This window comes from Stenotrophomonas pictorum JCM 9942, assembly GCF_001310775.1.
In the GTDB taxonomy this organism is placed as follows: Bacteria; Pseudomonadota; Gammaproteobacteria; order Xanthomonadales; family Xanthomonadaceae; genus Stenotrophomonas; species Stenotrophomonas pictorum.
Genome location: NZ_BAZI01000244.1, coordinates 1 through 4,183, shown reverse-complemented (window position 1 = coordinate 4,183; position 4,183 = coordinate 1). Strand labels below are relative to the sequence as shown.

General features: G+C 66.2%; 6 protein-coding genes and 1 tRNA gene. All 7 read right to left on the bottom strand.

Going from position 1 to position 4,183, the window contains the following annotated elements; translation table 11 throughout:
- The coding region (locus JCM9942_RS19670; protein WP_343123491.1) for a lipoprotein N-acyltransferase Lnb domain-containing protein at positions 1–564 on the bottom strand (564 nt) is incomplete at its 3' end.
- Between the two features lie 236 nt (positions 565–800).
- Positions 801–875 (bottom strand) — tRNA-Val (locus JCM9942_RS11635).
- 64 nt (positions 876–939) lie between these two features.
- Positions 940–1,293: a PilZ domain-containing protein gene (locus tag JCM9942_RS11630; RefSeq protein ID WP_054659826.1), complete on the bottom strand. Its 354-nt coding sequence runs from the start codon at positions 1,291–1,293 to the stop codon at positions 940–942.
- Entirely contained in the window at positions 1,290–2,249 is a 960-nt protein-coding gene (locus JCM9942_RS11625) for a DNA polymerase III subunit delta' (RefSeq protein WP_054659824.1), read from the bottom strand. The genes JCM9942_RS11630 and JCM9942_RS11625 overlap by 4 nt, the downstream gene beginning before the upstream one ends.
- Positions 2,246–2,461 carry a hypothetical protein gene (locus tag JCM9942_RS11620; protein WP_054659822.1) on the bottom strand — a complete coding sequence of 72 codons (216 nt, stop codon included), beginning with the start codon at positions 2,459–2,461 and terminating at the stop codon, positions 2,246–2,248. The genes JCM9942_RS11625 and JCM9942_RS11620 overlap by 4 nt, the downstream gene beginning before the upstream one ends.
- A complete protein-coding gene (mltG, locus tag JCM9942_RS11615; protein ID WP_054659820.1) occupies positions 2,458–3,516 on the bottom strand; it encodes an endolytic transglycosylase MltG in 1,059 nt (352 codons plus the stop codon). The genes JCM9942_RS11620 and mltG overlap by 4 nt, the downstream gene beginning before the upstream one ends.
- 69 nt (positions 3,517–3,585) lie before the next feature.
- Positions 3,586–4,183, bottom strand: a 598-nt coding sequence (locus JCM9942_RS11610) for a chorismate-binding protein (protein ID WP_172675102.1), incomplete at its 5' end; no start/stop codon positions are given.

Sequence of the window (4,183 nt, the reverse complement as noted above, 5' to 3'; positions counted from 1 at the left end):
CTGGCGGAAAAAGCCCCCCAGCGCCGAGAACTGCTCGCCTTTTTCCTTGCGGATCTCCAGCGAGAACACCAGCTGGCGGCCATCGGCGAAACCGAAGGACACCAGGGTGTGGGCGATGGCCGGCCCCATCCAGTAGGACAGCAGCAGATCGGCTGATTGCACCTGCGAAAGATCGTACTGCCGGGGCTCCCAGCGCACGTCATAGTCGTCTGTCGTGCGCCAGTGGAAATTGCGCACGTTGTCGATCACCAGACGATCACCCTGGATGTGCGCGCGCAGCGGTTGCGCCACATCCTCGGCCCATTGCCGGTCCTGCTGCGGGACGATGGTCGCCCACCACACCAGCATCAGCACGAACAACGCCCCGAACACCGCCAGCGAATGCCAGCGACGCTTGGGCCCGAAGCCGGCGCGTATCGCCCAGATCGTCGGCACGCACCACACCAGCACCGCCGCGACGCGTGCCGCGACATTGCCCGGGAAGTGGAACCACAAGGCAAAGCCCCCCCAGATGCCGATCGCCAGACACACCAGCGCCAACACCGTGCAACCAACGCTGCGCAACACACTCCTCAAGCGCAGCCTTTTGCCATTTGCCACTTCAAACCTCCGCACGCCATTTTTTATTGGCCGGCAAGACAGGGAAATGACCGCTGGATGCGGACGATGTCCTCTTGTCGACCTCCCTACCCTTTCACGGGTCATCCGACCCGCGCGCAAAGATAGCTTGAGCGACCCGGAAAGCCGAGGGACACTGCAACAAAAAAGCCGGCACTAGGCCGGCTTTTTCTTGTTTCGCGTGGTGGGCGGTGCAGGGATCGAACCTGCGACCCTTGCCGTGTGAAGGCAATGCTCTACCGCTGAGCTAACCGCCCGTGTTGCGAGCCGCTCATTATAGGGAGCTGAGCGGCGACGTCAACGGGTTTCCTGCAGAAATTTTCACATCGTCTGTGTCGGCTTGTCGGAGCTGGAAGTTCCGGCCAGCAACGTCTCGATCTTGTTGCGGATCGCCTCGCCGTCGGCACCATCGGCCAGCTGCACGCCGATACCGGCCTGGCGGTTGCCTTGCGCGCCCAGCGGCGTGACCCAGACCACTTTGCCCGCCACCGGCAGGCGCTCGCTGGAATCGGGTAGCGTCAGCAGCAGGAACACCTCGTCACCGAGGAAATAACGCTTGGACGTGGGCACAAACACGCCGCCGTTCTTCACGAACGGCATGTACGCGCTGTACAGCGCAGCCTTGTCCTTGACCGCCAGCGAAAGGATGCCCTGGCGGGCGTTGATCGCACTCATCGAATAGTCCCCTTGGATTGCACCTGGTTGGCCGCGCCCCACGCCAGCAGCAGTTCCACCACCGCCAGATCGGCTCGCACGGTGGTACGCAACAGGTCGCGGGTACGGTTGGCGGCATCGAACCAGGCAGCCAGCTTGTTCAATCGGGCCGGATCGGTCAAGCCGTCGGCGGCCTTTTTCAGGGCCAGATCGGCGGCATGGCGCAAGCGCAGATCCGCATGTCCGTCCGCTGTCCAGCGCTGGGCCAGCTCGACGCTGCCCAGCTTGCCGGCCAGCAGCTGCTCCAGTTCGGAGGCCACCTGCCGGCGCAGCGCCATGCCCTCGCCCTGCAGCCATTGGTCGGCAAGCGCCGGGTGGCCGCGCGCGGCCTCCAGTGCCTCACGTGCCACAGTTTCGGTATAGCCCTTGCCCTGCAGCCACGCCAACGCCTCCTCGCGCGGCGGCAGGCGAAACTCCAGGCGCTGGCAGCGGCTGCGGATGGTCTGCGGCAGCCGCGCCGAATCGGCACTGACCAGCCACAGATAGCGGCCAGGCGAGGGCTCCTCCAGCGTCTTGAGCAGGGCATTGCAGGCCGAACGGTTGATCGCATCGGCGGGATCGACGATCACCACCTGGGCCACGCCGTACTGCGGGGTGAGCGCCAGCTTCTGGGAAATCTCGCGGATCTGCTCGATCACGATCTCGGTGCGCAACTTGTCACCGGATTTGTTCGGAATGAACGAGGTGAGCTGTAGATCCGGATGCGTACCGGCGGCGATCAACTGTGCATTGCGCTGCCGCCCAGCCGTCTCGACTCCGTAATTGAGCACGTGTTCGGCAAGCTTCAGCGCCACCGCGCGTTTGCCCATTCCGGCCGGCCCGCATAGCAGCAAGCCATGCCCGAGACGGCCCGCATCAAGTGCGGCCACGGTCTGGTCATAGGCGCGTTGCTGCCACGGGGCGAAGACATCGCTCATGCCAGGGTGCTCTGTGCATGCACGCGGGTTACTGCATCGCGCCGCTGCGCGGCGGCGCCAGCCTTCCTGCCTGCCCCGGTCAGGCAGGAAGGCTGCAGGTCGTTCCGCTCACGCAGGAGATCGCCGAGGGCGTTGACCGCCCCGGCCTTGCCGGCCCCCTCGCCCTCTTCCAGGCGGATGCACGGCGAATGCCACAGCAACTCGTGATTCATTGTTGTACTGCCTGGCTGTTCCTGGCGCGCAACCGCTGCAGGTAACGCGCCACGGCGGCGTTGTGCTCGCCGAGCGTGGCGGAGAATTCATGGGCGCCGCTGCCGTCACCCAGCGCGACGAAGTACAGCGCATCACCGGGTGCCGGATGCGCGGTGGCCTGCAGCGCGTCGCGTCCGGGCATGGCGATCGGTGTCGGCGTCAGGCCAGCGCGGGTGTAGGTGTTGTAGGGCGTATCAGTGGTCAGATGGCTGCGGCGGATGTTGCCATCGTAGGCGCTGCCAATGCCATAGATCACCGTCGGGTCGGTCTGCAGGCGCATGCCCATCTTCAACCGCCGCATGAAGACCCCGGCGATCTGCGGGCGCTCGCTGGCCAGACCGGTCTCTTTCTCGATGATCGAGGCCAGCGTCAGCAGCTCGTATGGCGAGTTCAACGGCAGGCCCTCGGCGCGGCCGGCCCAGGCTGCGGCCAGCTCCTTCTCCATCGCCGCATGCGCCCGCCCCAGCACATCCAGGTCGCTGTCACCGCGCTGGTAGATATAGGTTTCCGGCAGGAAGCGGCCTTCCGGGTGCTCACCGGCAAAGCCCAGCGCCGCCATCAACTCGGCATCACTCATATCAGCGGTCGCCTGCTGCAACGGCTGCGCGCGCTTGAGCGCGGCGCGCAGCTGGCGGATGTTCCAGCCTTCGACAATGGTGACGCGGTACTGCAGCACCCTGCCCTGGCGCATGCGCAGCAGCAGCTCACGCGGAGTCAACGCCGGATCCAGCGAATACTCGCCCACCTTCAGCTTGCCGGCCGCGTCCAGTTCACGCGCCAGCAGCTGCCACTGCAGATCCGCGCCTTCATCGACACCCGCCGCCCGCAACTTGGCCAGCACCGTGCCAAAGGAATCACCGGACGCGACGGTCACGCTCTGTGCGGTTGGCGTGAGCGGCAGGGAGGCGAAGCTGCTCTGCCGCTGCCACAGCCACGCCGCCACGGCACCTGCCAGCACCACCAGCAGCAGCAACGCTGCCAGCACCACCAGACAACCGCGCTTAGCACCCGCCATGGCCACTCCGTTTCAACAAGACCGGCGCGCAGGATACCGCGCGCGCGCCAGCCCCGGCCAAAACGCTGTTCATTGCAGCGGCTCCAACGCCCGCAACAGGCCGCGCGCCTTGGCCCGGGTTTCCTCCAGCTCCTTGTCCGGCTCCGAATCCACCACGATGCCGGCCCCGGTGCGGAACGTGGCCAGGTTGCCTGCGACCTCGGCGGTACGGATCAGGATGTTCAGATCCATGTCGCCATCGCGGTTCAGCCAGCCGAAGGCGCCGGTATAGGCGCCGCGCGCGGTCTGTTCCAGCTCGGCGATGATTTCCATGCAGCGCACCTTCGGGCAGCCGGTGATGGTGCCGCCGGGGAACGTGGCGGCGATCACCTGGCCCGGCGTCACTTCCGGGCGCAGCCGGGCACGCACATTGCTCACGATGTGGTGCACGTGCGCGTAGCTTTCCACGACCATCAACTCATCGACCTCGACGCTGCCCGGCGCGGCGATGCGGCCCAGATCGTTGCGTTCCAGATCGATCAGCATCACGTGCTCGGCACGCTCCTTCGGGTGGCCGACCAGCTCCTGGATGCGCGCGGCATCGTCGTCGCCGGCAAAGCGCGCGCGGGTCCCGGCGATCGGCCGTGTCTGCACCAGATCGCCGGTGACCGACACCAGCCGTTCCGGC

Bases quoted from the DNA above. Each gene is read 5' to 3' on its own strand.
- JCM9942_RS11620 (WP_054659822.1), bottom strand. From the start codon at position 2,461: ATGAATCACGAGTTGCTGTGGCATTCGCCGTGCATCCGCCTGGAAGAG.
- JCM9942_RS11625 (WP_054659824.1), bottom strand. From the start codon at position 2,249: ATGAGCGATGTCTTCGCCCCGTGGCAGCAACGCGCCTATGACCAGACC.
- mltG (WP_054659820.1), bottom strand. From the start codon at position 3,516: ATGGCGGGTGCTAAGCGCGGTTGTCTGGTGGTGCTGGCAGCGTTGCTG.
- JCM9942_RS11630 (WP_054659826.1), bottom strand. From the start codon at position 1,293: ATGAGTGCGATCAACGCCCGCCAGGGCATCCTTTCGCTGGCGGTCAAG.